27 protein-coding genes are annotated in these 26,949 nt (G+C 61.7%); 21 read left to right on the top strand and 6 right to left on the bottom strand.

Annotated features, from left to right (window positions below):
- Nucleotides 1-49: 49 nt before the first annotated feature.
- Together tnpB and OZ411_RS02680 are read right to left on the bottom strand one after the other, a co-directional pair.
- Nucleotides 50-403: an IS66 family insertion sequence element accessory protein TnpB gene (tnpB, locus tag OZ411_RS02675; RefSeq protein ID WP_045003380.1), complete on the bottom strand. Its 354-nt coding sequence runs from the start codon at nucleotides 401-403 to the stop codon at nucleotides 50-52.
- Nucleotides 400-1,287 (bottom strand): transposase, encoded by an 888-nt coding sequence (locus tag OZ411_RS02680; protein ID WP_282526676.1) that lies wholly within the window; start codon nucleotides 1,285-1,287, stop codon nucleotides 400-402. The genes tnpB and OZ411_RS02680 overlap by 4 nt, the downstream gene beginning before the upstream one ends.
- A 260-nt stretch (nucleotides 1,288-1,547) precedes the next feature.
- Between OZ411_RS02680 and OZ411_RS02685 the strand changes: the two genes are divergently transcribed.
- From OZ411_RS02685 to OZ411_RS02755, 15 genes are all read left to right on the top strand, one after another.
- On the top strand, nucleotides 1,548-3,311 hold the full coding sequence (locus tag OZ411_RS02685) for a DUF3363 domain-containing protein (RefSeq protein WP_282526677.1): 1,764 nt from the start codon (nucleotides 1,548-1,550) through the stop codon (nucleotides 3,309-3,311).
- Nucleotides 3,312-3,347: 36 nt separating this feature from the next.
- Nucleotides 3,348-5,336 (top strand): conjugal transfer protein TraG, encoded by a 1,989-nt coding sequence (locus OZ411_RS02690; protein WP_282526678.1) that lies wholly within the window; start codon nucleotides 3,348-3,350, stop codon nucleotides 5,334-5,336.
- Between the two features lie 6 nt (nucleotides 5,337-5,342).
- Entirely contained in the window at nucleotides 5,343-5,768 is a 426-nt protein-coding gene (locus OZ411_RS02695) for a CopG family transcriptional regulator (RefSeq protein WP_282526679.1), read from the top strand.
- A gap of 135 nt (nucleotides 5,769-5,903) precedes the next feature.
- A complete protein-coding gene (locus OZ411_RS02700) occupies nucleotides 5,904-7,232 on the top strand; it encodes an MFS transporter (protein ID WP_282526680.1) in 1,329 nt (442 codons plus the stop codon).
- Between the two features lie 228 nt (nucleotides 7,233-7,460).
- A complete protein-coding gene (trbB, locus tag OZ411_RS02705) occupies nucleotides 7,461-8,375 on the top strand; it encodes a P-type conjugative transfer ATPase TrbB (RefSeq protein WP_282526681.1) in 915 nt (304 codons plus the stop codon).
- Nucleotides 8,376-8,427: 52 nt separating this feature from the next.
- On the top strand, nucleotides 8,428-8,700 hold the full coding sequence (locus OZ411_RS02710) for a TrbC/VirB2 family protein (RefSeq protein ID WP_282526753.1): 273 nt from the start codon (nucleotides 8,428-8,430) through the stop codon (nucleotides 8,698-8,700).
- A complete protein-coding gene (locus tag OZ411_RS02715) occupies nucleotides 8,700-8,963 on the top strand; it encodes a VirB3 family type IV secretion system protein (protein ID WP_018317694.1) in 264 nt (87 codons plus the stop codon). The genes OZ411_RS02710 and OZ411_RS02715 overlap by 1 nt, the downstream gene beginning before the upstream one ends.
- Nucleotides 8,964-8,973: 10 nt before the next feature.
- Nucleotides 8,974-11,415, top strand: a complete 2,442-nt coding sequence (trbE, locus tag OZ411_RS02720; RefSeq protein ID WP_282526682.1) for a conjugal transfer protein TrbE — start codon at nucleotides 8,974-8,976, stop codon at nucleotides 11,413-11,415.
- The gene (gene trbJ / locus OZ411_RS02725; protein ID WP_282526683.1) at nucleotides 11,412-12,143 is read left to right on the top strand and encodes a P-type conjugative transfer protein TrbJ; all 732 of its coding nucleotides are present in this window, start codon (nucleotides 11,412-11,414) and stop codon (nucleotides 12,141-12,143) included. Before trbE ends, trbJ begins: the two co-directional genes overlap by 4 nt.
- The gene (trbK-alt, locus tag OZ411_RS02730) at nucleotides 12,140-12,511 is read left to right on the top strand and encodes a putative entry exclusion protein TrbK-alt (protein WP_282526684.1); all 372 of its coding nucleotides are present in this window, start codon (nucleotides 12,140-12,142) and stop codon (nucleotides 12,509-12,511) included. The genes trbJ and trbK-alt overlap by 4 nt, the downstream gene beginning before the upstream one ends.
- The gene (gene trbL / locus OZ411_RS02735; protein ID WP_282526685.1) at nucleotides 12,508-13,737 is read left to right on the top strand and encodes a P-type conjugative transfer protein TrbL; all 1,230 of its coding nucleotides are present in this window, start codon (nucleotides 12,508-12,510) and stop codon (nucleotides 13,735-13,737) included. The genes trbK-alt and trbL overlap by 4 nt, the downstream gene beginning before the upstream one ends.
- A 97-nt stretch (nucleotides 13,738-13,834) precedes the next feature.
- Nucleotides 13,835-14,518, top strand: coding sequence for a conjugal transfer protein TrbF (trbF, locus tag OZ411_RS02740; protein ID WP_282526754.1), 684 nt, complete (start codon nucleotides 13,835-13,837; stop codon nucleotides 14,516-14,518).
- Complete coding sequence (trbG, locus tag OZ411_RS02745) at nucleotides 14,515-15,540, top strand: P-type conjugative transfer protein TrbG (RefSeq protein WP_282526686.1); 1,026 nt, start codon at nucleotides 14,515-14,517, stop codon at nucleotides 15,538-15,540. The genes trbF and trbG overlap by 4 nt, the downstream gene beginning before the upstream one ends.
- Nucleotides 15,537-16,748, top strand: coding sequence for a TrbI/VirB10 family protein (locus tag OZ411_RS02750; protein ID WP_282526687.1), 1,212 nt, complete (start codon nucleotides 15,537-15,539; stop codon nucleotides 16,746-16,748). The genes trbG and OZ411_RS02750 overlap by 4 nt, the downstream gene beginning before the upstream one ends.
- 3 nt (nucleotides 16,749-16,751) lie before the next feature.
- Nucleotides 16,752-16,997, top strand: coding sequence for a DUF2274 domain-containing protein (locus OZ411_RS02755; RefSeq protein ID WP_282526688.1), 246 nt, complete (start codon nucleotides 16,752-16,754; stop codon nucleotides 16,995-16,997).
- On the opposite strand, the gene OZ411_RS02760 is transcribed toward OZ411_RS02755, so the two are convergent.
- From OZ411_RS02760 to OZ411_RS02775, 4 genes are all read right to left on the bottom strand, one after another.
- Nucleotides 16,964-17,923, bottom strand: coding sequence for a LysR family transcriptional regulator (locus OZ411_RS02760; RefSeq protein ID WP_282526689.1), 960 nt, complete (start codon nucleotides 17,921-17,923; stop codon nucleotides 16,964-16,966). The genes OZ411_RS02755 and OZ411_RS02760 overlap by 34 nt on opposite strands.
- 88 nt (nucleotides 17,924-18,011) lie before the next feature.
- Nucleotides 18,012-18,644 (bottom strand): acyl-homoserine-lactone synthase, encoded by a 633-nt coding sequence (locus OZ411_RS02765; protein ID WP_282526690.1) that lies wholly within the window; start codon nucleotides 18,642-18,644, stop codon nucleotides 18,012-18,014.
- Nucleotides 18,645-18,727: 83 nt separating this feature from the next.
- Nucleotides 18,728-19,456, bottom strand: coding sequence for a LuxR family transcriptional regulator (locus OZ411_RS02770; RefSeq protein ID WP_282526691.1), 729 nt, complete (start codon nucleotides 19,454-19,456; stop codon nucleotides 18,728-18,730).
- 292 nt (nucleotides 19,457-19,748) lie between these two features.
- A complete protein-coding gene (locus OZ411_RS02775) occupies nucleotides 19,749-20,291 on the bottom strand; it encodes a TetR/AcrR family transcriptional regulator (protein WP_282526692.1) in 543 nt (180 codons plus the stop codon).
- Nucleotides 20,292-20,679: 388 nt separating this feature from the next.
- Between OZ411_RS02775 and OZ411_RS02780 the strand changes: the two genes are divergently transcribed.
- The 6 genes from OZ411_RS02780 (at nucleotide 20,680) to OZ411_RS02805 (ending at nucleotide 26,897) form a co-directional block, all read left to right on the top strand.
- A complete protein-coding gene (locus OZ411_RS02780) occupies nucleotides 20,680-21,894 on the top strand; it encodes an LLM class flavin-dependent oxidoreductase (RefSeq protein ID WP_282526693.1) in 1,215 nt (404 codons plus the stop codon).
- Nucleotides 21,895-21,945: 51 nt separating this feature from the next.
- A complete protein-coding gene (locus OZ411_RS02785; RefSeq protein WP_282526694.1) occupies nucleotides 21,946-22,767 on the top strand; it encodes an enoyl-CoA hydratase/isomerase family protein in 822 nt (273 codons plus the stop codon).
- Between the two features lie 55 nt (nucleotides 22,768-22,822).
- Entirely contained in the window at nucleotides 22,823-24,718 is a 1,896-nt protein-coding gene (locus OZ411_RS02790; RefSeq protein ID WP_282526695.1) for an AMP-binding protein, read from the top strand.
- A gap of 13 nt (nucleotides 24,719-24,731) precedes the next feature.
- Nucleotides 24,732-25,508, top strand: coding sequence for a creatininase family protein (locus tag OZ411_RS02795; protein WP_282526696.1), 777 nt, complete (start codon nucleotides 24,732-24,734; stop codon nucleotides 25,506-25,508).
- Nucleotides 25,509-25,522: 14 nt separating this feature from the next.
- Nucleotides 25,523-26,026, top strand: coding sequence for a flavin reductase family protein (locus OZ411_RS02800; protein WP_282526697.1), 504 nt, complete (start codon nucleotides 25,523-25,525; stop codon nucleotides 26,024-26,026).
- A gap of 91 nt (nucleotides 26,027-26,117) precedes the next feature.
- Complete coding sequence (locus tag OZ411_RS02805; RefSeq protein ID WP_282526698.1) at nucleotides 26,118-26,897, top strand: enoyl-CoA hydratase-related protein; 780 nt, start codon at nucleotides 26,118-26,120, stop codon at nucleotides 26,895-26,897.
- Nucleotides 26,898-26,949: the final 52 nt, after the last annotated feature.

Raw genomic sequence — 26,949 nt, forward strand, 5'->3', positions numbered from 1 at the left:
GCTGATTCGAAGAAGCAACTTCGCTATATTCTATGCGGGTTTTTGCGATTCAACCCGCAATGACTGGGCGCCATCGACGCTCCGGCGTGCGCCAATCGATGCCTTCGATCAGCATGGCAAGCTGTGCCGGCGACAGCGTCACGGTGCCGCCAGGATCGCTCATTCTCGGCCAGATGAAGCCGCCTTGGTCGAGCCGCTTGCTGAACAGGCAAAGCCCGTTGCCGTCCCAGAACAGGATCTTCAGCGTGCTTGCCTTCTTGCCTCTGAAGGCAAACAGGTGGCCGGAGAATGGATCCTTCTTGAGGTGTTCCTGAACGAGCGCGGCGAGGCCATCCAGGCCCTTGCGCATGTCGGTATACCCCAAGGCAAGATGCACTTTTACGCCGGCCGGCACGATCATCATCGCGCTGTCTCCCGCTCAGTGATCTGGCGACGGACCGCATCCGGATCGCTGCCGATCGGCGCGAAGACGCGGCGGCCATCATGCAATTTGACAACCGTCATGCCGTCAGGCGGCTGCAACAGATCGTGCAGAACAACCGGTGTCGATGACCTCGCGGCTCCTGCATCGGCCACCGCGACTGGCGCCAACTTGGCGCGCTTGCCCTTGCCGAACCCAAGCTCCGCTCGCCAGCGGAACAACATGCTAGTGACGATACCGTGCCTTCGTGCCGTCGATGATACGGTCTCCCCAGGTCGTTCGGTCTCCAGCACGATGGCGAGCTTTTCCTCGTCGGTGAAGCTGCGGCGGCTCTGCTTCTCAGGTGTTGGAGGATCGTCATTCGGCGTCGCTGTCAAGCGGCATTCAGCCGCGCCATCCTTAGCACTAGTCTTAGCAGTAGTGCTTAACAGTGGGCGGGCACTCGGATGAAGGTGCGTCCGCCAGTCGATTTCAACCTCATTGGCGTCGATCAAATCGCGCCATCGTCTCAAGCTGTGCTGCGATATGCCATGTGCTCGGGCATAGGCTTGCATGCTCAGACCGCACCACTTCATGGCTTCAACGTGCATCGCCCAGAACGCTTGCACGGCTCTGCAGCGGAGGTCCTTCGACACTGGGGCCCGCTTCTTCCGGAGCCGCTCCCGACGTTCCTCGCGACGCAATTCCGCACGTATTTTCAACGTCTCGGCGTCAACCAGGTGCCGCAGCCAACGATCGAATGTGCCGCCACTGAGACGATGCTGACGACAATATTTGCGCTTGCTGAGACCGCTTCGCCGCCACGCTTCAACGTGTACCGACCAAAAGGAGCGACGCGCTTCGTTCTTGAAATATTCCGTACCCACCGGAGATCCTCCAATGCAGCAAGGAACCCGATATGGAACGACAACGTACTCTCGGAAAGTCGTGCAGGATTCGAACGCTTACACTCGACGGTAGGACGGCGAGATAAAAGGGGCTCGCCGGTCGAACCGCAAACCATTGACATGGCTTGGGTTCTGGCGTGCCAGTCGGTCGGGCGCGTGCCGCGCCGTGATATTTTAACAAATGCAATCATAGGCATTCTCGGCACCGTGTGCGCTTTTCATCGCTCGGAGGGCCTGCTGTGAGCGTGCGCGACAGCGACCTGCGTATTCGCCCTGGGCGCATTCGCACTACTCGAGCGCCGAAGCCCAACAGCTTCATCAACCAGGTGCTGCGCGCGGCGAAGAAAGCCGGACAAACCTCGGGTCAGACCGGCACCGGCAGGCGTTCGGCGGCCCATGGGCGCTCGACGTTTGGCCGCGGCCGGCTGTCCTTTAGCCGCGCCAGATTGTTCAGCCCGACGCGGCGCGTTGTGGTGAAGGCGCGCGTGGTTCGTCATAAAGGGCGAGCCTTCCGTTCGGCGCCACTGACCGCTCACCTCTCATATCTGAAGCGCGACGGCGTGACCCGGAGTGGTGAGCGTGCCGAGATGTTCGATGAGGGCAGCGACCGCGCCGATAGCGCGGCTTTCGCAGAACGGTGCGAGGGCGACCGGCATCATTTCCGGTTCATCGTCTCTCCCGAGGATGCCGGCGACATGACGGACCTCAGGGCTTTCACCCGCGACCTCGCCAGGCAGATGGAGACGGATATCGGTACGCGGCTCGATTGGGTGGCTGTCGATCATTGGAATACCGACAACCCGCACGTCCATCTTCTCGTTCGGGGAGTAGACGAGGAAGGGGCGGATCTCGTGATCTCCCGCGACTACATCAGCCAAGGCCTGCGATCACGCGCCGAGGAGCTGGTCGCAATCGAACTGGGTCCAAAACCAGAGCACGAGATCCGCAATTCGCTGGAAAGGGAGGTCACCGCGGAACGATGGACGCGGCTCGATCGGGAGATCCGGCTGGCGGCTGACGAGACCGGCTATATCGATCTTCGCCCAGAGAACCCCGGCAAGTCCGATTCTGAGATCCGGCGCCTGATGGTCGGTCGCCTTCAGCACCTGGAGAAGATGGGCCTTGCCGCATCCGCCGCATCGGGGGAATGGATGGTCGGGCTCGAGGCCGAGCCGAGCTTGCGCGACCTTGGCATGCGCGGCGATATCATCAAGACCATGCACCGCGCCTTTACCGAGCGCGGTGAAGCGCGCGGCGTTGCCGACTTCGTTATCGAGGGTGGACTGCCGACGTCCCAGATCATCGGACGACTGGTCGACCGTGGATTGCATGACGAACTGACGGGCGAGGCCTACGCCCTGATCGACGGAACGGACGGACGTGCTCACCATGTGCGCTTCCGAGGGCTCGAGGCCTTCGAACAGGCGCCACCGGTCGGCGGCATCGTCGAAGTCCGACGCTTCGGTCAAGCCAGCGATCCGCGGCCCACCATGGTGCTCGCAACTCGTTCCGATCTCGATCTTGGTAGCCAGATCACGGCACGAGGGGCAACCTGGCTCGACCATCGGCTGGTTGAACGTGACCCCATGCCGCTTGCCATGGGTGGATTCGGTCGCGAGACGCGCGACGCGATGGAGGCCCGTACTGAGCATCTGGTTCAAGAGGGCCTGGCGCGGCGGCAGGGCCAACGCATCATCTTGCAGCGCGACCTCCTGAATACGTTGCGTCGGCGTGAACTCGACGAGGTGGCTGCAAAAGTCTCGGCCGACACTCGCCTTCCTTACCTGAAGCCTCACTCCGGGGAGCATGTGGCGGGCACGTATCGCCAGCGGCTGACGCTCGCCTCAGGACGCTTCGCCATGATCGACAATGGGCTGGGCTTCCAACTCGTGCCCTGGTCGCGCGATCTCGAAAAGAAGCTCGGCCAACACGTCAACGGCGTCGTGAAGGACGGCGGTGGCATCGAATGGGGCTTCGGTCGCAAGCGCGACCTCGGCCTTTAGCAATCTCTCCAATTCAGTTGCGGAAGGGCGTTCGCGATGTCCGGAACCAAGATTCTCTGGGGCCAAGTGATCGTTGTCGGCCTGATCGTCTTGCTGGCCATCTGGGGAGCAACCGAGTGGACGGCTTGGCGGCTCGCCTGGCAACCAGAGCTAGGGCGACCCTGGTTCGAACTGTTGGGCTTCAAGATCTATTACCCGCCTGTCTTTTTCTGGTGGTGGTTCGTCTTTGATGCCTATGCGCCGCAGGTCTTTGTCGAGGGGGCGTTCATCGCGGCGTCCGGGACCTTTGTTTCGATCGCGGTGGCGATCGGCATGTCGGTATGGCGGGCGCGTGAAGCCAAGAACGTCGAGACCTATGGTTCGGCGCGCTGGGCTGATGCGGAAGAGGTTCGAGCCGCCGGACTTCTCGGTCCGGATGGTGTGGTGCTCGGCAAACTCGACCACGACTACCTCCGCCATGACGGACCGGAGCACGTCTTGTGTTTCGCGCCCACCCGGTCCGGCAAGGGTGTCGGACTCGTCGTTCCCTCATTGTTGGCATGGCCAGATTCGGCCATCGTTCACGACATCAAGGGCGAGAACTGGCAACTGACCGCGGGCTTTCGCTCGCGGCATGGCCGCGTCCTGTTGTTCGACCCGACCAACCCAAAGTCCTCAGCTTACAATCCGCTGCTCGAGGTCCGGCGCGGCGAGTGGGAGGTGCGCGACGTCCAGAACGTTGCCGACGTCCTGGTCGATCCCGAAGGCTCCCTCGATAAGCGGAACCATTGGGAGAAGACCAGTCATTCGCTTTTGGTCGGCGCCATACTCCATGTCCTCTATGCCGAGGCAGATAAGACCTTGGCCGGCGTCGCAGCCTTCCTGTCCGATCCGAAGCGGCCGATCGAGGCGACGCTGAAGGCGATGATGACCACGCCGCACCTCAGCGAGCAGGGTTCTCACCCCGTGGTCGCCTCGACCGCGCGCGAGCTCCTGAACAAGTCCGAGAATGAGCGCTCCGGTGTCCTGTCCACCGCGATGTCGTTCCTCGGGCTCTACCGCGATCCCGTGGTGGCCCAGGTGACTTGCCGTTGCGACTGGCGGATCGCGGATCTGATCGCAGATAGCCGCCCGACGACGCTTTATCTCGTGGTGCCGCCCTCGGATATCTCACGGACCAAGCCCTTGATCCGGCTGGTGCTGAACCAGATCGGTCGTCGCCTGACCGAGGATTTGCACGCCCGCGACCGCCGACATCGAGTCCTGATGATGCTCGACGAGTTCCCTGCACTAGGGCGGCTTGATTTTTTCGAGTCCGCGCTCGCCTTCATGGCGGGATACGGCATCAAGAGTTTCTTGATCGCGCAGTCGCTGAATCAGATCGAGAAGGCCTACGGGCCCAATAACGCCATCCTCGACAATTGCCACGTCCGTGTCAGCTTCGCGACCAATGACGAGCGGACCGCGAAGCGGGTCTCCGATGCGCTCGGCACGGCGACGGAGATGAGGGCCATGAAGAACTACGCCGGGCACAGGCTGAACCCCTGGCTGGGGCACCTGATGGTCTCGCGCCAGGAGACGGCAAGGCCCCTTTTGACCCCGGGCGAGGTCATGCAGCTTCCGCCGATGGACGAGATCGCGATGGTGGCGGGCACGCCGCCGATCCGGGCCAAGAAGGTCCGCTATTACGAGGATAGGCGGTTCACCGAGCGGGTTCTGCCGCCGCCGGATCCGGCGAGCGCCGGCCGATCATCGCGAACGGACGGTTGGTCAGCGCTAGGACCATTGAAGCCGACGGCAGGTCCAACTGCCAAAGCCGCGGAGGTCGAGGAAGACACGGCGAACAGCGGCCTGCGCCGTGAGCCCGAACTCCCTGATCACGTCGCGATCGCCAAGGAGACGACCGAGCCGACGCCGGCGGAGGAATTTGCCGCCGTTCTTGACGATGACGAGGATGCGGTCCGCCAGTCGCGGCTCATACGCCAACAGATGCGCGGCGTTGCTCGTCAGGTCGCCATGGACCCGAATGACGGTATGGAGCTCTGAGGCATTATGCGCGACCGGATGAACGTCTACTTCCCGCCAGAACTGCTGAAACAGATCTCGGAGCTCGCCGATCGCAAGAAGCTTTCCCGGTCGGCGATCGTGGAAGCGGCCGTTGTTTCGTTTCTGTCACCGGATGGAGCGGACAGGCGTGAGGCAGCGTTCGCCCGTCGCCTCGATCGGCTGTCGCGCCAGATGCAAAGGCTGGAGCGCGACGTGGGCTTGACAGCCGAAAGCCTGGCGCTCTTCATTCGGTTCTGGCTGACGATCACGCCGCCACTTCCCAACGATGCGCAGGCGGCCGCGCAGGCAAAGGGGCGGGAGCGCTTTGAAGGATTTGTTGAGGCACTCGGGCGCCGCTTGCAAAAGGGGCAAAGCTTTCTGCGCGAGATTCCAGAAGATATCCGCCGTCAGGAGCCGGCCGAAGAAGCCTGATTGAACCATGTAAAACGACCGTTTCGTCGGTCCCTTCTTTTTCTTCGCTAGCCTACGACCGCAGCGATTTAGCTGAACTGGCAAAAAGCTGGACGCGCTATCGGCTCGAACGAGCTGACAGCGAGAGGGGCCGGCATGCAAATCTCAAAAGGATGGTGTGGAATCGCGCGCGTTTTTCTCCCTTTTGCTGCTGGATACTATCTTTCGTATCTGTTTCGAACGATCAATGCTTTGATCGCCAGTCATCTCAGCTCGGACACCGGGCTTGGGACTGCCGACCTCGGGTTGCTTACGTCAGTCTATTTTCTTGTTTTCGCGGCGGCTCAGATCCCCGTCGGTATGTTGTTGGACCGCTTTGGTCCGCGTGGCGTCCAAAGTGTTCTGCTCTTGCTCGCAGCATTCGGCGCCGGACTGTTCGCGGTCTCGACCGGCTTCCTGTCGCTTTTGATCTCGCGTGCAATGATCGGGCTTGGTGTGGCGGCGGCGCTGACGGCAGGACTGAAGGTCATCATCCTTTGGTTCCCCAGGGAACGAGTTAGCTTGCTGAACGGCTACATGGTCATGCTTGGATCGCTCGGAGCAGTGACCGCGACCGCTCCCGTCGAATATCTCCTCGCCTGGATGGGTTGGCGGCAGCTCTTTGGAATCCTGGCTGTCGCTACCGGTGCCACGGCCGTGCTCATCTATCTCGCCGTGCCAGAGCGAGACGCTGCCCCATCGATAGCGCGCACAACTCTTAGCTCCGTATTCGGTGATCGGCGCTTCTGGCGCATTGCCCCGTTGTCGGCGACTTGCGTTGGATCGGCCTGGTCCCTGCAGGGATTGTGGGCATCGCCGTGGCTGACAGACGTAGAGGGGCTTGATCGCGCAAGTCTCGTCAGACAGCTGCTCGTGATGTCGATCGCACTTAGCGGGGGTGCCTGGTTATTTGGTACGACGGTTCATCACATCAGACGAAGAGGAGTTGGGGCGGAGGCGATATTCGTGATGGTTGCAGTGCTGTTTATCGCAGCCGAGTTAGCCTTGATCCTGCGAGCGCCGTTGCCATCCATCTTGCCCTGGTCCGTTGTCGCAATTGTCGGAACGGCAACCGTGGTCAGCTTCACGGTGATAGCGGATTACTTTCCGCCGGAATTGGCCGGTCGTGCTAATGGAGCCTTGAACGTCTTGCACTTTGGTTGGGCATTTCTGGCGCAATACGCAACAGGACTTGTTCTGGAGCAATGGTCCCCGAATGATGGTCATAGGCCCGTCCAAGCCTATCAAGTCGCGTTCGGTCTCAACGTAGCAGTGCAGATCGCGACGTTGGTCTGGTTCGCGCTGCCCTGGCGCCGATCTATCGCTTCGTGGATGAGTTCAATCCTCGTCTTCAAGCCGGCTGATGTTTCCTACGCTGTCGAGTCAGTTGGGTTGTATGAGGATTCGGTCATTCTCCTGCCTGCGGATGACGATGCGGAGTGGTGAGCAGCAACTCGCGGCGAACGGATACGATTAAGTAGCCGTCAAATATCAGTTCTCAGTCTTTCTTTTTCTACGCTAACCTACGATCACCGAAAGCGCTTGTTGCGCCAGGTCCGTTGGTGCCTTTTCTAATCATCCCTATCTGAGGGCCTCCGTAGACACCCTCATTCAGTGGGGGCGGCGGTGGCAATCCATTCCTTTCAATCGGAAGCGAATTCGCGTGGTGCGCGAATGCTGCGTAGTGCCTTTGGCGCCGCGATCACTGGCTACCTCGAAGACGAATCGATCATCGAGGTCATGCTCAATCCCGATGGGCGGCTATGGATCGACCGGCTGTCGAGCGGACTCACCGATACGGGCGAAACTCTGTCTGCCGCAGACGGCGAGCGCATCGTTCGCCTGGTCGCGCATCACGTCGGTGCCGAGGTGCATGCCGGCGCGCCACGGGTTTCGGCGGAACTGCCCGGGACCGGCGAACGCTTCGAAGGTCTCTTGCCTCCGGTTGTTGCAGCACCGGCCTTTGCCATCCGCAAGCCGGCCGTCGCCGTGTTCACGCTCGACGACTACGTCGCCAAGGGGATCATGACCTCAAAGCAGGCGCAGATCCTGAAGAACGCAGTCGCCGCACGGAAGAACATCCTCGTCGCCGGTGGAACATCGACCGGCAAGACAACATTGACGAATGCGCTTCTGGCCGAGGTAGCAAAGACTACCGATCGGGTCGTGCTGATCGAGGATACCCGTGAACTTCAGTGCAAGGCGCCAAATCTAGTCGCGTTGCGCACCAAAGATGGCGTGGCCACGCTTTCGGACCTCGTTCGATCCTCGCTGCGACTGCGTCCAGATCGCATCCCGGTCGGCGAGGTCCGCGGTGCCGAAGCACTCGATCTGCTCAAAGCGTGGGGCACCGGCCATCCCGGTGGTGTCGGCACTATTCATGCGGGCACCGCGCTCGGTGCGCTGCGGCGGCTCGAGCAACTCATTCAGGAAGCCGTCATCACGGTTCCGCGTGCCCTGATCGCTGACACCATCAACATCGTCGCTGTCCTTGCGGGCCGCGGTGCTGACCGTCGCCTCGCTGAGCTCGGCCTCGTTTCGGGGCTTGGCGCCGCCGGCGACTACGACCTTTCATCCGCAGGAGACTGACATGCGTCAGCAATTTCGCTTTCTTCGACGTGCATCGTTAGCCGTCTTCGGCATGGTGCTTTTGGGAGCGGCGCCGGCATGGGCGGCTGGCTCGAACATGCCGTGGGAGCAGCCACTCAATCAGATCCTGCAGTCGGTCGAAGGACCGGTCGCCAAGATCATCGCCGTCATCATCATCGTGGTGACCGGGCTCACGCGCGCGTTTGGCGACTCGTCAGGTGGTTTCCGCAGGCTGATCCAGATCGTGTTCGGCCTGTCGATCGCGTTTGCGGCCTCGAGCTTCTTCCTGTCGTTCTTCTCCTTCGGCGGCGGGGTGGTGATCTGATGGATGATCAGGTGGCAGGCTTTGTCGTGCCGGTTCACCGCGCGCTCACAGAGCCAATCCTGATGGGCGGCGCGCCGCGATCGGTCGCGATCGTCAATGGCACGCTTGCGGCAGCCCTTGGGCTGGGATTGCGGCTCTGGATCGCGGGTCTTGTCCTCTGGTTCATCGGCCACATGGCCGCCGTCTGGGCCACCAAACGCGATCCCGCCTTTGTCGATGTGGTGCGCCGGCATCTGCGCATTCCCGCACATCTCAACACCTGAGCCCTCTGTTATGATGAACCTTGCCGAATATCGCCATTCCAACGCGCGTCTCGCCGACTTCCTGCCCTGGGCAGCCCTTGTCGACGAGGGAATCATCCTGAACAAGGACGGCTCGTTCCAGCGGACGGCAAAGTTCCGGGGGCCTGACCTCGACAGCGCGGTGCCGGCCGAACTTGTCGGCGTCGCCGGTCGCCTGAATAACGCCCTGCGCCGTCTGGGATCTGGTTGGGCCGTATTTGTTGAGGCGCAGCGTCATTTTGCTGGGGTCTATCCTCCGAGTATATTTCCGGATGTCGCGTCCGCGCTGGTCGATGCCGAACGCAGGGCCCAGTTCGAAGAGGCCGGCGCCCACTATGAGTCTAGCTATTTCCTAACCTTCCTCTACCTGCCGCCGGAGGAGGGAGCCGCCAGGGCAGAGCGCCTGCTTTACGAGGGCCGCGATCGGACTGTTGGCGCAGACGCGCGCGAGGTGCTCCGCGGGTTTGTCGATCAAACCAACCGCGTGCTGCAACTCGTCGAGGGGTTCATGCCGGAATGCACCTGGCTCGATGATCAGGATACGCTGACTTACCTGCACTCGACGATCTCGACCAAGCGTCACCGCGTTCGAGTGCCCGAAATCCCCGTGTACATCGATGCGCTGTTGGCCGACCAGCCGCTGACCGGCGGGCTCGAGCCGATGCTGGGTTCGGCCAATATGCGGGTCCTGACGATTGTCGGCTTTCCGAGTGCGACGACCCCAGGGATCCTGGACGACCTGAATCGCCTGCCATTCTCGTATCGGTGGTCGACCCGGGCGATCATGCTCGACAAGACCGATGCCACCAAGCTGCTGACCAAGATTCGGCGGCAGTGGTTCGCCAAGCGCAAGTCCATCGGCGCCATTCTCAAGGAGGTCATGACGAACGAGGCGTCGACGCTGCTCGATACCGACGCCCACAACAAGGCGCTTGATGCCGACGCGGCATTGCAGGAGCTGGGCTCGGATCAGATCGGGCAAGCGTTTGTCACGGCGACCATCACTGTCTGGGACCGCGATCCCAACGCCGCCGATGAAAAGCTGAGGCTGGTCGAGAAGGTCATTCAGGGCCGCGATTTCACCTGCATGATCGAGACCGTGAACGCCGTCGAAGCCTGGCTCGGCAGTTTGCCTGGGCACGTCTACGCCAACGTGCGGCAGCCTCCGGTTTCGACTCTCAACCTCGCCCATATGATTCCGATGTCGGCCGTGTGGGCGGGCGAGGCGAGGGATCTGCACTTCAAGGGTCCGCCGCTTCTGTTCGGCAAGACCGAGGGATCAACGCCGTTCCGATTCTCGCTCCACGTCGACGACGTCGGTCATACCCTTGTGGTGGGACCGACAGGCGCAGGCAAGTCTGTGCTGCTCGCGCTGATGGCGCTACAGTTCAGGCGTTACCCGAACTCACAGGTCTTCGCGTTTGACTTCGGCGGTTCGATCCGGGCGGCCGCCCTCGCCATGGGCGGTGATTGGCATGATCTCGGTGGCGCATTATCCGACGGAGGTGAACAACCCGTCGCCCTGCAGCCGCTGGCCTGGATTGATGATCCTTCTGAGCGCGGATGGGCGACGGAATGGATCGGCGCGATCCTGGCACGGGAAAAGGTCGAGATCACTCCGGAGGTCAAGGATCATCTGTGGTCGGCGCTGACATCTCTCGCTTCGGCGCCGAGGCAGGAGCGCACCCTCACGGGCCTGTCGGTCCTGCTGCAATCGAACTCTCTGAAACGTGCCTTGCAGCCTTACTGCTTGGGTGGTCCCTCTGGACGCCTGCTCGATGCCGAATTCGAGCGACTTGGCGAAGCATCGGTCCAGGCGTTCGAAACCGAAGGGTTGATCGGAACGAGCGCAGCGCCGGCCGTGCTGGCGTACCTCTTCCATCGGATTGGTGGTCGTCTCGATGGCCGGCCGACACTCCTGATTGTCGACGAGGGTTGGCTTGCCCTCGATGATGAGGATTTTGCGGGGCAACTCCGGGAATGGCTGAAGACGCTTCGGAAGAAGAATGCGTCCGTCATCTTCGCCACCCAGTCGCTTTCGGACATTGATGGCTCTGCGATCGCGCCGGCGATCATCGAAAGCTGCCCAACGCGCTTGTTGCTGCCGAACGAACGGGCAATCGAACCGCAGATCACTGCCATCTACCGCCGTTTCGGCCTCAATGACCGCCAGATCGAGCTTCTGAGCCGGGCAACGCCAAAGCGCGATTACTATTGCCAGTCTCGTCGCGGCAACCGGATGTTCGAACTAGGCCTTGGTGAGGTTGCGCTCGCATTTACCGCGGCCTCTTCCAAGACAGACCAGGCCGCCATCACGCAACTCATCGCCGAACATGGACCCGACGGCTTCGTGCCCGCCTGGCTTCAGCATCGTGGCGTCGCCTGGGCGACAGATCTGATCCCCAATCTCGTCAATCTGGAGAAATCGCTATGAGACCTCTTGGCCTATTGGCGACCACGGCCGCCTTCGCGCTGTTGCTTGGCGTCACGGTGCCCGCACGGGCGCTGATCGTCTTCGATCCCACCAACTACATCCAGAATGTCCTGACGGCCGCGCGGGAACTCCAGCAGATCAATAATCAGATCACCTCGTTGCAGAATGAGGCACAGATGCTGATCAATCAGGCCAGGAATCTAGCAAACCTGCCGTATTCGTCGCTGCAGCAACTGGAATCATCGATCCAGCGCACCCAGCAATTACTGGCCCAGGCCCAGCGCATTGCCTACGACGTGCAGCAGATCGATCGTGCCTTCTCGACCAGCTATGCACCGGCGACCGGGAGCCAGTCGAACCAGTTGCTGGTCACCAACGCTCAATCGCGCTGGCAAAATACTTACTCGGCAACGCAGGACGCGCTTCGCGTCCAGGCCGGCATCGTTGGCAACCTCAACACTAATCGTATCCAGACGTCCGCACTCGTAACGTCAAGCCAGGGTGCCGGCGGCGCGCTGCAGGCAATGCAGGCCGGCAATCAGATCCTTGCGCTGAACGCGCAGCAACTCGCCGATCTTACAGCTGTCGTGACGGCGCAGGGCAGGGCGCAGAGCCTTGAAGCCGCTCAGCGCGCCTCGGCTCAAGATCAGGGACGAGAACAGCTTCGGCGCTTCCTGACACCGGGGCAGGGCTATCAATCATCCAACGTGCAGATGTTCCACCAGTGACCGACATCCGGGCATTCAAGGCGTTGTCGCTGCTTACGACAATCGGCGTATTGGTCGTCGCGGCCTGTACGATTCAGCTTCGTGGTGGAGACAATCCTCCCCCGCTGGGGAAGGCGGAGCAGACGACAGATGCAAGCAGCTCTGAGCTGGCACGCTGCCGGAGCATCACTGCGGAGGAAACGGCAGGTTTTCAGCATTGCAGGCAGGTCTGGGCCGAAAACCGGCGACGCTTCTTGGCCAAGAAAAACGGTCCCGCAGATCCTTACCAAGATGATTCCGCCGCAGGAATGGCGTCCGCCCCAAAGGATCAGAGCCGGATCCCGCAAGGATATCCGCAACCGGCGATACCTGAGGCGAGCAAGCCATGACGGGTACCGGGATCATCGACCAGTTCCTGGAAACCTTCACGCGTTATATCGATAACGGTTTTGGGCTGCTCGGCAGCGATGTCGGATATCTCGCAACCACCCTTGCTGCGATCGACATCACGCTTGCCGCTTTGTTCTGGAGTTGGGGAACTGACGAGGACATCATCGCGCGCCTCGTCAAGAAGACGCTCTTCGTGGAGGTCTTCGCCTACCTTATCGGTAACTGGAACAGCCTGGCGCGCATCATCTTCGAGAGCTTCGCCGGTCTTGGACTGAAAGCATCGGGCGCAAGCCTATCCGCATCCGATTTCCTGAGACCTGGAAAGATCGCTCAAGTCGGACTCGACGCCGGCCGACCGCTACTCGATTCGATCTCCAACCTGATGGGCTACATCAGCTTCTTCGAGAATTTCGTTCAGATCGTCGTCCTCCTGTTCGCCTGGGTCGTGGTATTGCTTGCCTTCTTCATTCTGGCGATCCAGCTCTTTGTCACCCTGATCGAATTCAAGCTCACGACGCTTGCTGGCTTCGTGCTCATTCCCTTCGGCTTGTTCGGCAAGACTGCTTTCGCGGCCGAGCGGGTCCTGGGCAACGTCATATCATCAGGCATCAAGGTCCTGGTTCTGGCCGTCATCGTTGGCATTGGGTCGACCCTGTTCTCGCAGTTCACCACTGGCATCGGCGGCGCACAGCCGACCATTGAAGACGCGATGACACTGGTGCTCGCGGCGCTCTCCTTACTGGGTCTCGGTATATTCGGTCCGGGTATCGCAAACGGCCTTGTGTCAGGCGGACCGCAGCTCGGCGCTGGCGCCGCGATTGGAACAGACCTTGCTGCCGGCGGCATTGCTGCGGCAGGCGCAGGTCTTGCTGCCGGCGGTGCTGGTCTCGCCGGCGGCGCGATTGCAGGCGCGGCGCGCGGTGGCGGCGCTGTCGTGAGCGGAGCATCAGCTGCTTATCGAAGCCGCGGCCTTGCTGGCATCGCGGAGGCTGGTAGCTCCGCTGCCATGAGCCCGTTGCGTCGTGCAGCAGCTGCGCTCGGCGGAGGTGGGGAAGCCGGCGCGCAGGGCGCGAGCACTTCGGCCGAAGGGCAGCCCGATTGGGCGCGGCGCATGAAGCGTGCCGAGACTATTCGGCACGGTGCCTCAGTAGCCGGCCACGCGGTCCACTCAGGCGATCACGGTGGCAGCGGCTCTTCCGTCGATTTGTCTGAAGGAGAGCGCTGACACGTAGCCACTGCGCCTTCGTCCCGCTGCGCGGGTGACTGAAACGCGGACACCGCACAACTCGAAAACGATTACTCGATCTCAGGGGCAATTATCGATGTTCAAACGACCTTCCGTACACTACGGGCGCATGCCCGAGCCGATCACGCCTTACCAAAAGGCAGCGCAGGTTTGGGACGAACGCATTGGATCCGCCCGAGTGCAGGCCAGGAACTGGCGCTTGATGGCGTTCGGCTGCTTGATGTTATCAGCCGGTCTCGCAGGTAGCCTTGTTTGGCAATCGAGCCAAGGCTCGATCACGCCGTGGGTGGTCGAAGTGGACCATCTCGGCCAGGCCCAAAGGGTTGCGCCGGCCAACATCGACTATCAACCCACTGACGCGCAGATTGCCTACCATCTGGCGCGCTTCATCGAGGATGTCAGAGGCCTGCCGGCCGACGGCATCGTTCTGCGCCAAAACTGGCTCCGGGCCTATGATTTTACGACCGATCGTGGCGCCGCTGCGCTCAACGACTATGCGCGCAACAATGACCCCTTTGCCAGGCTGGGCAAGGCCCAAATCTCGGTGGACGTATCGAGCGTCATTCGCGCGTCGTCGGAGAGCTTTCGGGTCGCGTGGACCCAGCGCATCTACGACAACGGCTCGTTGAGCTCGACTGAGCGCTGGACTGCAATTCTCTCGATCGTGATCGAGACGCCGCGCGATGCCGAGCGCCTGCGCAAGAATCCCCTTGGCGTCTATGTCCGCGCCATCAACTGGTCAAAGGAGTTGAGTCAGTGACCAAGACGCCGCATGACGTTTATTCGAACCGCCCCATCCCGCACAATTCGGCACTGCCGGAATTCGTGGCCGCGAAGCGAGCGATTCTGTTTGCGCTCCTGGTCGGTTCCTCGGCGCTTGGTGGGTGCGCGACGTACATTCCGCCGGAGATCAGCTATGATGCGGAAGTGCCTCCGTTGCCGGCGGCTCCCGCGCCTCTCGACGACAGATTGCGACCGCTTCACGTTCCACCGCTCTGGAAGCCGGTTCTCGGCGGCAAGTCGGGAGGGAAGGAAGACGCGGAACCGGTGAGCCGGGTTGAGACGGCAAATAGCGCGGCCCGCGTCGAACCGCGCAAGCGGGGGTATTTCAACGCGGCGCAAATCTACGCCTACAGTCCCGGAGCGCTCTATCAGATTTACGCCGCGCCGGGCCAGATTACGGATATCGCGCTCGAGGAGGGAGAACAGTTGACGGGATCAGGGCCGATCGCGGCCGGAGATACCGTACGCTGGGTCGTGGGAGATACCGAGAGCGGGAACGGCGACACACGGCGCGTCCATATCCTGGTCAAGCCGACCCGCGCATCGATCGAGACAAACCTGGTCGTCAATACCGACCGGCGGACCTACCTGATCGAGCTCCGCTCCCGAGAGCGGCCATACATGCCGTCTGTTGCCTGGTACTATCCGGAAACAGTGCGCGAACGATCCCGTTCAGTCGCTCTTAAACCCGTTCTCCCGGACCCGGCGCAGCGTATCTCTCGCTATGCCATCGAAGGGGACAGTCCTCCCTGGCGGCCGATTGCCGCATATGACGATGGCCGCAAGGTCTATGTCGAATTTCCGCAGGGGATCGTACAGGGCGAGATGCCTCCGCTCTTTGTGATTGGCCCTGACGGCAAGACCGAACTCGTCAACTATCGCGCCTACGGCAACGTGCTGATCGTGGATCGGCTGTTTGCAGCCGCCGAACTCCGGCTCGGCGGCGAGCTTCAGCAGAAAGTCAGGATTGTCAGAACCGACGGGAGGCCGTCGTCATGAATGCGCCGAACGAGAACAATCAGGTGCAAGGCGCTCCGCCGCAAACGCAAGAGGAGCAGTCAGGGAGCTTTCGCTTGAGAGCAGAGCATCCGCGCGTGACGCGGTTGTCGCGAAAAGTCCTGGCCGGAGGAAGTGCGGTTGCCTTGCTCGTTATCGGCGGAGCGGTCCTGTGGTCGCTACAGGGCAATCGCTCCCGAAACCAGGCGGCTGATGAGCTTTACAGCACTGACCATCATAATGTCGCCGACGGCATTGCTGCTTTGCCAAAGGACTATACCGGCGTTCCTCGCCAGCCAGCCCCGCGGCTTGGTCCGCCTCTTCCTGGAGACCTCGGTCGACCAATCCTTGCCGCCCAGGGCCAGTCGCCGATGATTGGCGGAGATCAGGAACAGCAGCGCAGGGATCAGGAGACCGAGGCAGCCCGCGTCAGCCATTTGTTCGCTTCAACCAATGGGAGCGAAGTGCGTCCGTCCGCCGCTGCGGCTGTTGGCAGCGAGCGCGTCGTGCCACCGAACGCAACAAGCACTGGCGAGGACGGATTTGCGCAGAACGGTCAGGACCGCAAACTTGCCTTCGTCAATGCTTCTGTGGATCGTCGCACTGTCAGCCCTGACCGCGTCACTAGGTCGGCTTCTCCATATATCGTGCAGGCTGGGACGGTCATCCCGGGAGCTTTGATCACAGGGATCAGATCGGATCTTCCAGGCCAAATCAACGCGCAGGTGACCGAAAACGTATACGACACACCCACCGGTCGGTTCTTGTTGGTGCCTCAGGGAGCGCGTTTGATCGGAATCTACGATAGCCAGGTCACTTTCGGTCAGTCCCGCGTCCTGCTCGTCTGGACCCGACTGATCATGCCAAATGGGCGTTCCATCGTTCTCGAGCGGCAGCCCGGTGCTGACGCTTCCGGGTATGCAGGTCTCGAAGACCAGGTCGACAATCACTGGGGTGAGCTGTTCAAGGCTGCGGCACTATCGACATTTCTGGCAGTCGGGACGGAATTGGGGGCCGGCTCGGACACCAACAGCAACGACAGCGCAATCATCCAGGCATTGCGACACGGCGCCTCCGACTCACTAAATCAAACCGGACAGCAGGTGGTCCGGCGCAGTCTCAACATCCAGCCGACTCTGACCGTGCGACCCGGATTCCCGGTTCGCGTTGTCGTCAATCGCGACCTCATACTTGCGCCTTACGGAGGATAGGGGATGCCCAAGCTGAGAATAGGAGCGCTGCCAGACGACAAGCCGGTCAAGGTCACCACTGAGCTTCCAGCGTCAGTCCATCGGGATCTCGTCGCCTATGCAGAGGCCTTGGCGCGCGAAAATGGGCAGCGCATCGATCCGACAAAGCTGATCGCGCCCATGCTGGCGCGCTTTATGGCCACGGACCGCGGTTTTGCAAAGGCGAGACGAGCCGGTCACACCCCGAGAGCTGGCGGAGGTGAGGGATAGCGTTCTGCCAACAGATTGAGGAAACGCTTCAGAGCCGGGTTTTCATTGTCGTCGCGCCAATGCGCGTAAAAGTCCACCCGGCTTGGCCCCCTTTCATCGTGCAACTCCCGGTACACCAGACCAGCGAAACTTGCGCCGATATCCGATTCCATCACCAGACTGACCCCCAGGCCCATACTCGTCAGATTTTTGACAATGCCGCGGCTTACGTCATGGCGCTCTACCGCGGGCCGGTCATGAGGTAACACGAGCTTCGAAATCAAGAGTTCCTCGAGCTCTCGTCCAGGATCAATCTTGCTTAGAAGAATCTTTTCGCTACGCAAATCGGCCCAAGAGATGATCTCGCGTGCCGCCAGGCAGTGATCCTGAGGCAGCGAGATCAAGATGCGTTCGCTCCACAGCAGTCGTGATTTGACGTCCATTGAAGCCAGACGTCCGGGGCTAACGACGACATCGACGGTCCCGTTACGCAGCGCGGTCATCAGATGAAAGCGAGAGCGTTCCATCGTTGCCAATTCGATCTGCGGGAGCAGCTTCTTAAACTCACCTATCGTCGCTCGCAAATTTCCGGTGGACACGGACGTGTAGAAACCAATAGCAAGATGGCCAGTATCGCCGCGACCACCGGACCTCCCGGTGTCAACGAGTATGTCGACCTGTTCCAGGATCAGCCGCGCAATTCGCAAAACCGCTTGGCCAGCGACAGTGGGCTTGATTCCCCCGCTGGAGCGCTTGAATAGTGAAGTGCCAACCAGATGTTCAAGCTGGCCGATGGATCGGCTCAGGACAGTGTGCTTGATCGAAAGCACTTCAGCGGCTCGTCGAAAGCTCCCGTAGTCACAGGCAACCACGGCGAATCGAAGCTGTTGCAGGTCAATGGCGCTCGCTGCGTTACGTCGATTCTTTCTAATCTCAATTTCCGTCATGTTGATAGCCGGTGGACAAACCGCAAGACACAGCGTCCCCCCGCTTAAGGCGGGGACGCGCGCATGTTGCTTGTTGGCATGGATCGTTCTAGGCGGCCGCGGAGACTACTGGCGTCCAAAGGACCGGTGCCGAGAGACCGCCGGCCTCACGAAGGCTGGCCAGAGTATCGCGAGAAATCTCGAGGTAACCCGCCACGGCTAAGGTGTTGCCAAGTGTGGAAGGATTGCCAATACGTCGCAGGGGCCAGCCAGTTCGTCGGAGGATCCTCTCCATTCGGACATCCGTGACGGTAACGATATCAGTCAGCTGTCGTGAAAGCCCGAACTCGACCATTCCTGCAAACAACTCATAAGCGGCACGCGTGATACCATGATCTCCTTTCGGAGCGTCGGCAGGAACGTCGATCGCAAATCTGCTACTTTCCCAAACCTGAGGGGCTGACGGTGCAGGTTGACCTTCAAGAAGCACGGGAAAAGTGTCCCGAAGCATCGTTGGACCAAGCGTGGGAAGCAGGCGAACCGAACCTTGCACTTGGCCGTTTTCATCTACCTGGATTAAGTAGTCGGGGTGCAGCGCATCGAAATCGTCGATCTCCATGTCGCCACTGGACTGGACCTCCCATGCCATGCGCAGCTTGAAGACCCGGTGCCGCAACCGATGCATCTCAACGAGTGTGTTGGAAAGCTCTCCATACACAGGGGGTGTGATCAACTGAATCATAATGCCTCCAAAAGTGTTCTACCTCTTTTGAAGCGCGATTATCGACGCAAATCATCACCTGTAGTTGTAGGGGGAAGAGCACCCTAAATTTGCTTTTTTCTATTTGCAGCTGCCAAGCGCGTCACTGCCTGTGCCATCGTGCGAACGCCCAGCTTTTCCTTCGCATTCTCTAAGTAATACGCAACTGTGTTGCGCGAGATACCGAGAATGCAGCCGATTTCCCAAGAGCTCTTTCCTTGAGCCGCCCACTCCAAACATTCCACTTCGCGGCGCGACAGTCGAATTCCGTCGAGACCATATTCGTTCCCGAGCTTGCGGCGAACGTGAGCATGAAAATACAATGCCATGAGCTGAAGAACACGCGCGTACGAATCAATGCACCTCTCGAACTGTGGCCGGCTCTCGTCGGTGGCGAAAGTCAATGCAGAGATTGGACCATGGCCATCGTGAATGGGAACCGTGAAGCCAAACCGGATTCCGAATTGTGCGGCCTCGTCGAATAGTTGCCGCTGCGCCATCGAACTGGTTTGGGATCGAAAATCGATTCCCCATCGAAAGGGCTCTGGGTTCTGAAGCGCTTCTCTGATGACGGGGTCGATAGTGTGATATTTCTTGTTTAGATAATGGGCCGTCCACCGCGATGGATATGTCGAGATGAGTCGGGGCTTCCTGTTTTCTTCGCTCTTGAGAGCGAGATAAGCGAAACATGATAGGTCCAAAGCGGATGCTGTTTTCGCCAGCGCGTTGGAGAAGCCTTCGGCATCTTCGGCGCCGACTATTGCATCAATGAATTCTCGGAAAACCCGATGCATATGCTTTCCCCCAGACCAGTATGCGCGGAAACCTTGTGGGCGACCTACCGCAGGGTCGTCGCGATGCTGCGCTTGAGGACGCCTTGTCCGTCGGGCTGACGGAAATCCTGCTAACGTCCAGCACCGTCCGCCTCCGCAGCTAGAGCCGAAGGGACTTCATCAAAACCTGGCTCGCACGGGAGCGCGCCAATCACATCTCGATCTCTCATGTACAGCCATGGCCGTTCGCGAGATTCTACGGCTGCGAGGGCCGTCTGGTTGATGGGGTTTGCGCCGGCAGGGCAGGTGTCGGTCAGGGGTCGCCGCGGCCGAGCAGCGCGTGCAGCGCGGCCTGCCGCATGATGGAGGAGATCGATTCCTCGTTCAGGCCCTTCTTGAGCGTCGCAGCCGTGTTGAGCATGGAGAACACGGCCTGGGTCAGCAGTCGTGCCTCGGGTTCGGACAGGTCGGGCCGCAGCGGGATCAGGACGGAGACCCACTCCTCGGCGTACAGCGCCATTTCGCGCCGAATCCGTCTGCGGTCGTGTTCGGGAAGGGCGTGCTCGTTCTTTGTAAAGATGAGCGTGCTCGGCGGTCCTTTCAAAATCAAGCGCATGTGAGACTCGACCATCGCCATGATGGCTGCCTTGGGTTCGGTCGTCGTCTCCGCAATTCGTTTTGCGAACTCGTGCACGATCTGCGTCGGTTCCTCCAGAACCGCGATCAGGAGTGCCTGCTTGTTCTGGAAGTGGCGATAAAGTCCGGGACCCGTGATGCCGGCGCGCGCAGCGATCATCTCAATAGTGACCGCGTCGTACGAATGCTGCAGGAAGAGTTCAGCGGCGACCGCGATCAATTCCCTGCGCCGCCCGCTGCTGTATGGCCGCTTAAGCGGTAGTGGCTGGATGCTCATCGGGACGAACCGTACCCCGCGGCGTGCGCAAGGCAACCCGCTATCCCTCGCCCCAGCGTGAGCCGTCCGGGCCTCAGCGAATGATTCATGTAACGCTCTCTTTCCACCATCATGTGAATCAATACTAACATTTGTCATCGTCAGATCGCGAGTCCGACTGCTTGGCGCCTTGTACTACGCATCTGTTCTCACCGCTAGCAGCACTATCCAGCTAGCCATCTGGCGACGAGCGCGTCGTGGGGATCCGGCTGGCTAAAGGCCGTTGACAAAACCAGGAACCGGGTTCAATGTAAATCCAGATTAACATTCGGGATCACGGGAGGCGCGGCGCATGCGGTTCATCTTTTTCAGCGAGGGAGAGACCCAGCCGGGACATACTCACGCGCATCGCTATCGCGAGCTCATCGACGAGGTGATTCTGGCGGAAAAAGTCGGCTTCGATGCGTTCGGGTGCTCCGAACAACATTTCGCGATCGGCACGGCCTCAACCTCCGCTCCCGAGGTGATCTATCCGTACATGATGGCGCTAACCAGCAGGATCCAGTTCATCCACCTGATCACGCCGCTGCCCAAGAAGATCAACCACGCGCTACGCGTCGCGGAGCGGCTGGCGACCGAGGACATCCTGTCGAACGGCCGCGTCGGGCTCGCTGTCGGCCGCGGCAACACCACCCTCGCGCTGCGCGCCTTCGAGGTCGACCCCGAGGAGACCAAGGCGCAGCAGATGGAGGGCATCGAGGTCATCCGCCGGGCCCTGTCGAACGACATCTTCTCGTTCGTCGGCGAGCATTACAAGATTCCGCCGCGCAGCCTGACGCCCAAGCATGTGACGCTGCCCTATCCGCCAATCATGATGGCGACCTCGAGCCCGCAATCGATCGCCGCCGCCGCGCACATGGGCATCGGCGCCATGATGGGCGGCGGCTATAGCGGGTTCGCTTCCGTGCAGAGGTCGGCCGAGCTCTATGACAAGGAGCTGGCGAGCGCCGAGCACGCATACCCCGTGCAGGCCCAGAAGGTGGCGGTGATATCCGGCGGAATGCATTGCGCCGATACAAACGAGGAGGCGGAGCGGTGGGCGGCCACGCTGGCCCACAGCGTCGCCTTGTCCATTGACGCCTATGAGCGGCTGTCGAAGCTTTCCGCTGACTACGGATCACTCGGCAAGATCAAGAACGTCGACTTCAAGAACGAGCGCTATTTGTTCGACGAATCCGGGAGTTTCATCGTCGGCGACGTTGAGACTTGCACCAAGCAGGTCCAGCGGTTCGTCGACATGGGCATCGACGCGCTCGCGCTGCGCATCGACGGCATGCCTCACAAGGAGCTGATGAAGTCGATCGAGCTGTTCGGCAAGTACGTCATCCCGAGGTTCAAAAACCCTCGGTCGGTCGTGCGCACGTCCGACGCGATCCTTGCCGACATCCGCGCCGCCCGCCCCGCCCACTATGCCGAGCGAGAGGCCTTCGAGAACGCCAAGGCGGCCGCCGCTACGGCCACCGAGACGGTCGATGACGTCGTTCGTAATCCTGCGGCTTCGGCCTGACGCGATGGGGGCTCCACCACCCGCCTGGCGATCACCTGCGAGGGACATCTGATGACGGCTTCATCCACGCGGCACGACAGCGAGCCGGCTTCCGGACTGAGGACCGCCGACGACAACGGCGTAATGGTCGCAACGCTCGACAGGCCGCCGGCCAACGCCTTGAACCGCGCGCTGCTGCGCGCCATGACGGCGCTCTTCCGGGATCGTGGCGAGAGCGATGCGCCGCCGGTGGTGATCACCGGGGCCGGGGGACGGTTCTTCTGCGCCGGCGGCGACATCAAGGAGGCGGATGGGCCCGCCGCCGACCCGATCGCAGACCGGATGCGAGGGTTCCACAACCTGCTCGTTGCGATGGAGCGATACCCTGCTCCGGTGATCGCCGCGGTCAACGGCGACTGCGTCGGTGGAGGCGTAGAGTACGCGCTCTTCGCGGATGCGGTGCTCGCGGCGCCTGACGCCCGGTTCGGATTTCCGGAGATCAGGCATGGCCTTCTGCCTGCGGATAAGGGCATCCAGCGCCTCGTCCGGCTGATCGGGACGCGGGCCGCGCGTGACCTGCTGCTAAGCGGCGAGCTCATCGGTGCTGATCAGGCGGCGCGATTGGGGCTTGTTGACGCCATCGTCACGCCGGACCGATTGCTGGCGGAGGCGCTGGAGCGGGCCCGCGAGGCCGGCCGACGAGCGCCTGTCCTCTATGCGGCGCTCAAGCATGCCGTCAACGATTACGACGACATCGAGGACCAACAGCGGGCTGAAATGACGCTCGCCAAGGCGGCCTCCTGGTTCAATGACCCCGTGGCCCGAAGCCTCCGTGAAGAGTGGAGACGGGGCCGGACGTTGTCGCGCCCCCCGACCGAAGGCCGCCGGCACTGAACACCACACTACACGCAGGCCGGGTGGGCCTGCTTCACGAACCGGAGCGATGAGCATGATCACAAATTCCGCCCCCGCAGCCGCGGCTCGCCCACAGCACGTGCCCGTACTGAGCGGCGTCGTCGACGGCGGCGTTGCCAACTTCGAGGCCATCGAGCGAACCTTCGCCCAGATGGTGCAGGATCGAGCCGAGGTCGAACCCGACGAGGTCGCGTTCTGTCAATGGGACGGTACGCGCGCGATACCGACGACGTGGGCGCAATACGCATCGGCTGTGCGCGAGGTCGCGCTCGGCCTAGCGGCGCTCGGTGTAGCGCGCGGGGACAGGGTCGCCATCATGGCGCCGGGCCGGGGCGAGTGGGTCGTAACGGCGCTAGGCATCCTCTCAGCCGGGGCGATCCCGGTGGGCGTGTACCCGACGAGCTCCGCTGCAGAGGTGAAGCAGCTGGTCGGGCACAGCAACGCCGTCGCCATGGTGGTCGGGGATGCCGCCGACATCGCAAAGATTGCCGCAGTCGCCCCGGAGCTTCCCGCGCTACGGGCGGTGATCAGCTTCGATGGTGCCCCGGCGGGGCTACCCGAAACGGTCGTCAGCAAGAGATGGGCCGACCTGCGCGAGATCGGTCGAGTTCAAGATGCTGCCAACCCATCACTGTTCGACGATCTCCTCGACGATGGGGACATCGACCAACCGGCAGCCTTGTTCTACACCTCCGGCTCCACCGGCACCGCCAAGGGGGTCATCCACACCCACCGCACGCTGCAGTACTCTGTCCTCGGCTCCGCCGTTCTCAACCCGGAGTTGACCGCCACACGCCGAGACTCGCTTAGCTTCCTGGGCCTGTCCCATGTCTCTCCGGCCCTGTCCGGCGTCTTCACGCCGATCATGACACGGGCGGTCGTGACCTTCTGCCGCATGGACCAACTCTCCGAGTCCCTTCGCGGCGTACGTCCTACGGGGATCGTCTGGCCGCCGCGCTTGCACGAGAAGCTGCTCAGCGTGGCGCTGGCCGCGATTAAGGAGTCGCCGGCATCGTTCCAGAAGTCCTACGAGGACGCGATGGAGGTGGCCCGAGAGGTCGCCGCCGCGCGCCGGCACGGCGACGTCGTATCCGCCGAGCTGCAAGCTCACTACGACCGGGCCCTCGAGCAGGTGTTCCTGCCCCTGCGCGCGAAGTTGGGTCTCGATCGGGTCAACGTCGCTTGGACAGCGTCGGGAGCGATGACCCCCGAGGTGCATGCCCTGTGGCAGATGTGGGGGCTGGATTTGCGCGAGCTCTACGGCACCACCGAGACCTGCGGCTGGGTCCTCGCGCACTGGGACCGCTCCTTCCCGCCCCCCGGGACCGTGGGCAAGGCCATGCCCGACCCGCGATTCGCAATCAAGACCAACAGCGAGGGCGAGTTGCTGGTGAAGGCGCCGCTGTTATTCCGCGGCTACTGGAACAACCCGGAGGCGACCGCGGAAGTGATGGACGGGGAGTGGTATCACACGGGTGACCTCGTCGAGATCGACGCCTCCGGCGAGGTCAAGCTCATCGGTCGGACCAAGGACATCATCGTCACCAGCGGTGGCAAGACCATCAGCCCGCAGCCCATCGAGGTGCGCCTCAAGGCCAGTCCCCTCATCGAGGAGGCCGTGGTCGTCGGCGATGGCCGCAAGTACCTCACCGTCCTCATCTGGCCGACCGAAAAGGGCGGCGGGCTCGACAAGGATGTGCTGCAGGAGGGGCTGCGAGCCTGGATCGAGGACCTCAACACTGGGCTCGCGCGTCCCCTTCAGCTCAAGGACTTCCGTATCGCGCCACGTGCGCTCGCCGCGGGTGAGCTCACTTCCAAGGGCACGATCCGTCGGGCTGCGGTGCTCACTTCGTTCAGCGCACTCGTGGATGAGATGTACAGCGCCGCGGAGCACAACGAGTTCGCAGGCCAGGTGCGGCTTCAGGGCTGAGGAGGAACGTGAGATGAAGCATCCCGGGCGACCGCGGGAGCTGCGGATCGAGCATCTGACCAGCGCCGAGATCGCTGAAGCGATCGCTGCCGGTGCCCGCACGGCGATCCTTCCGCTGGGCGCGATAGAGCAGCACGGACCACATCTGCCGTTGTCGATGGACAGCGATCACGCCGACGCGCTCGCGCTCCGTATCGCCCACAAGCTTGGCACTGCACTGGTCCTACCCACGGTCAGGGTCGGGTACTCGCCTCACCACCTTGGCTTTTCCGGCACCCTCTCGGTGCGTCCCTCCACCTTGGAAGCGATCTGTATCGACTACTGCAGCAGCCTGGCTGCGCACGGGTTCACCCGCGTCGTCCTCTTCTCCGGCCATATCGGCAACTACCCGATCATGCGCGAGTTCGAGCCGCGGCTGGCTGCGGCCCTCGCTCCGGCGCTTCAGGTCATCGTCTATAGAGACAGCGCCGCGATTCTGGACGCGTGGCGGAAGTCCGCGCAGTCGCTCGCTGGTCTGGGAAGCCAGGTCGGTGGTCATGCAGACGTGGCGGAGACTTCGGTGATGCTCGTCCTGCACCCCGAGAGCGTTCGGACCGACCGGGCCGCGGCGGGATACCTGGGCACGGTTGACGAGGAATTCCTGCACCGGGCGTTCATCGACGGCATCGACTCGGTCTCGCCCAACGGTGTCCTCGGCGATCCCACCGGAAGTTCGAAGGCGATCGGCCACGCCGCATTGGACGCCGTGACCGATCTCGTCGTCGCGTACGCCACCGCGCACGGAGCCTGAGTCGCATGTCATCTATGAGCGAGCAGATGGACAGCAGGATGCTGCGCGACGCTTTCGGCGCGTTCCCGACGGGCGTGGTGGCCGTGGCGGCGCAGGTCGACGGGAGGCTGGTGGGTCTCGCGGCCTCCTCGTTCACCTCGGTCTCTCTCGAACCCCCGCTGGTGTCATTCTGTGTCGCGAAAGGCTCGACCACGTGGCCCGAGTTGCGCAGAGCCGGGCACCTCGGCGTCACCGTGCTCGCCGAAGACCACGGCGCATTGTGCCGCCAGCTCGCCGGCCCGGCTCAGCATCGGTTCAGCGGCGTCGCCTTCGAGATCACCGACAGCGGCGCGGTGATGCTCACCGAGGGGATCGCCCAGTATGACTGCACTATCCGCGAGGAGTTGGAGGCGGGCGATCACGTCATCGTGCTGCTCCAACTCCATGCCGTCGTCGTCCATAACCGCGGGCAGCCCCTCATCTTCCACCGTAGCGACTTCGGAAGGCTCGCGAAGCTTACGGAGCCAGAGCACATATGACGACTTCGATGCAGTCGATGTCTATCGCCACCCAAATTCGAGTTATGCGGCTGAAGAAGTAAATCGACAAGGAAACAAAAGGAAAAGATCAATGACACAGCGTAGCTACAAGTATCTGATCATCGAGAAGCGGGCCAGCGGCGTCGCCGTTGTGACGATGAACCGGCCGGAAATTCTGAACGCGATCAACTGGGAAATGCACGAGGAGCTGGAGCAGGTCTTTGTAGATCTCGACAAGGACGAGTCCGTCCGTGCGATCGTTCTGACAGGTGCGGGACGCGGCTTCTGCTCGGGTGGAGATCAGAAGTCACTCGACAAGGGCAAGGGTCCGGCGCCAACGAGGGGCGGACGCCACCTCATCCGCAACATGCTTGAGGTCGAGGTGCCGATTATCGGCGCCGTCAACGGCGTTGCTGTCGGTCTAGGTGCAACACTTGCATTGTTCTGCGACGTCATCTTCGCAAGCCCGACCGCGCGATTTGCCGATACCCATGTGACGGCCGGCGTGGTCGCCGGAGATGGCGGTGCGGTGATCTGGCCGCTGCTGATGGGACCGGTGCGAGCGAAACACTATCTCATGACGGGCGAGTTCATTTCCGCGGAGAAGGCGGCGTCGCTGGGGATGATCAACGAAGTCATTTCTGACCGGGACGTCAAGGATGCGGCGATCGAGTACGCCGAGATGCTCGCCGGGGGCCCGCAGAAGTCAATCGTCTGGACGAAATACAGCGTCAACAAGATTATCAAGCAGTACGCGCACCTACTGCTCGATACTTCACTTGCGCTGGAGGCACTAACGTTCACGTCGCCAGAGCGACGCGAAGCTGTAGCCGCATTTGCAGAGAAGCGGAAACGCTTCGCAGAGCGATAGGATGAATGTCGAATCCTGTGATGCACTGAGGAGACATTACATGAAGGATTGC

This window comes from Bradyrhizobium sp. Arg237L (assembly GCF_029990105.1).
Classification (GTDB): Bacteria; Pseudomonadota; Alphaproteobacteria; order Rhizobiales; family Xanthobacteraceae; genus Bradyrhizobium.